Annotated in this window: 1 protein-coding gene; it reads left to right on the top strand. The window is 33.8% G+C overall.

All coding sequences use genetic code 11. From position 1 onward, the window contains the following. Window positions 1-120 precede the first annotated feature (120 nt). On the top strand, window positions 121-1,677 hold the full coding sequence (locus tag AC3G2T_RS38595; RefSeq protein ID WP_488438801.1) for an NACHT domain-containing protein: 1,557 nt from the start codon (window positions 121-123) through the stop codon (window positions 1,675-1,677). Window positions 1,678-2,452: the final 775 nt, after the last annotated feature.

Genomic DNA, 2,452 nt, shown 5'->3' with positions numbered 1-2,452 from the left:
AAATCATATTGTCACTGCTGCTCATTGAGGTCCACATTAGTCATCCCGCCCTATTAATCGTCTTACTGGACAGTATTGACTATTTTTCTATTACACAGACATTAGCCATGAACTATAGCGATGAAGCATAATTGCTTAGTTATATCAGCAACAGCAGGTTCGGGTAAATCAACATTATTTAAAAGTTTATTTATGCGAACGCTTGAAGATGGAGATTATATACCATTATTTGTTGAACTTCGTAATATAAATGACTTGAAGATTGGTGTTTTCCAATACATATCACAGACACTATTGGGAATGAATACCAGTGATACCAATGATATTGTGACTAAGCTACTCGATGAAGGTAAAATTGTCCTATTTTTAGACGGTTATGATGAAATTGACAGAGATATAAGAGACACAATAACGAAAGAAATTATTAGTACTAGTGAGACTTTTAGCAATAGCTATTTTCTCGTCTCATCTAGACCTGATGAAGACGAATTTATTAGATGGAACAACTTTTCTGTTATTGATGTTTTACCTATGAGTAAAGAGCAGTCTATGTTACTAATTTCAAAAATAAAGTATGAAGAAATTGTTAAAAAAAAGTTTTTAGAGGAAATAGATAAGGTTCTATATAAGGATCATCAAGAGTTCGTATCAAATCCATTGTTATTAACAATCATGTTAATGACTTTCAGTCAATATGCTGAAGTTCCAAGTAAGATACATATCTTTTATGAGCAAGCGTTTGAAACTTTGTTTAACAAACATGATGCGACTAAAGCTGTTTATACTAGAGATAGGTTTACAAAGTTGCCTATAGATGATTTTAAAAAGGCATTAAGTGCTTTTAGTGCCCTGAGCTATTTAAAAGGCAACTCAAGTTTTGATTACAAAAAGACAGTTGAGTTTTTGAAGTCTGCCAAGGATGTAACAAGAATTGAATATGATGAGGATGCACTATTAAAGGATTTATTAAAATCGGTTTGCATCCTAACAAAGGATGGTTTGTTTTACACGTTCAGCCATAGGACTTTCCAAGAGTATTTTACAGCATTATTTATTATTGACTCTAAACAGAAGATCCAAAAGAGTATTTTAAAGGAGATACACTATAAAATAAGAAACGATAAAGTTTTTGAATTTTTATACGCAATGGATAAAACAACACTAGAGGAGAGTTTCATCATTCCTGTTTTGGAGGATATCAAAAAAAAGATAGGCTACAATTCATCGTCGGTTCAAGAGTATCTTATGCGTTTTTTGTCCTTATCGTTTGAGAAGATTAGTTTTTCAAAGGAAGGAAATTTAAGATACCTCTATAAAGATAAGTTTGCTTACTCGATTTCAGGTATTATTAAAATTGTTGGTATTTACGGGGAATATGAGAAGCACGAAAAAAGTCAAGAAGAGAAAGAATTCATTTCCAAATTATACTTGAGTTTGCAAGATAAAGTAGATATAACCTATAATCTCAAAGATGATGAAACAAATGAACAAGTTGAATTTCTTGAAATAATCATTACAAATCCAATTATCACCGATGCTTTACCTACTTTGGCTAAATACTTTTTAAATGGGTTAGAAGGGGCGATGAACTTACTAGAGAAAATAAAGAATGAACAAAGGCAACAAGATGAGTCTCTTAAAGAGATGATTAAATCCGGTTCGGGTGTATTCTTTTAGTAAGTGAGCAAATGTCATTCCATGTTCCAGTTGTACTCCCTGTCACCTCGTCACATGTGGAGTACGTGGTAAGGATAAATCGCGATGAGAAGCATTGATGTACAAGGGTTCGCGATCAAAAGTAAATATATTCCTGCATTAAAAAAATGCGAGTGGAGTTGCACTATATCCCTTTCACCGTCTCCACACATGTGGAGTGCGTGGTAAGGATATATCGCGATAAGAAGCATTGATGTAAAAGGGTTTGCGATCAAAAGTAAATATGTTCCTGCATTCAAAAAATGCGAGTGGAGTTGAGTGCGGGAACATATATCCCTTTTACGCACAAGGCATGTGGAGTGCGTGGTAGGGATATATAGAGAAGATTAATGAATTGCAGTAGCTACCCAAAATATCAAAATGAATCAGAGAACACAGGCACCTTTGTCGGTCAAGCAGGCAGAGGTGTTTTTTTACAATAAAACCACTGAATTCGACATGATTCAACAATTAAATTTATGGAGAAAGGTGCAAGTTATCTATATAATAGTGAATACTCTTTTGAAGATATTGGGAGGGCTCAACATGTGACTTAGGAATGGAGAAAGCTATTTTCAAGAAATTATTTGAATTTTAAATCTTCTAAAAAAAGGATATTATAAGTACTTTTTGGCTATTCGCAGTTTCACATGGGTAATATAAATCTATAAAACTCGGACAAGGGAATCGTATTCAGCTCAAATCGCTAGATTGTTCTCCTCCTGATCGTCGCAAAGAATAGGACCTCCACAAGTTG

This window comes from Paenibacillus sp. sgz302191 (genome assembly GCF_057749925.1).
Note: the sequence above shows the minus strand (reverse complement) of the source record. Positions and strands in the feature narration are given on the sequence as shown.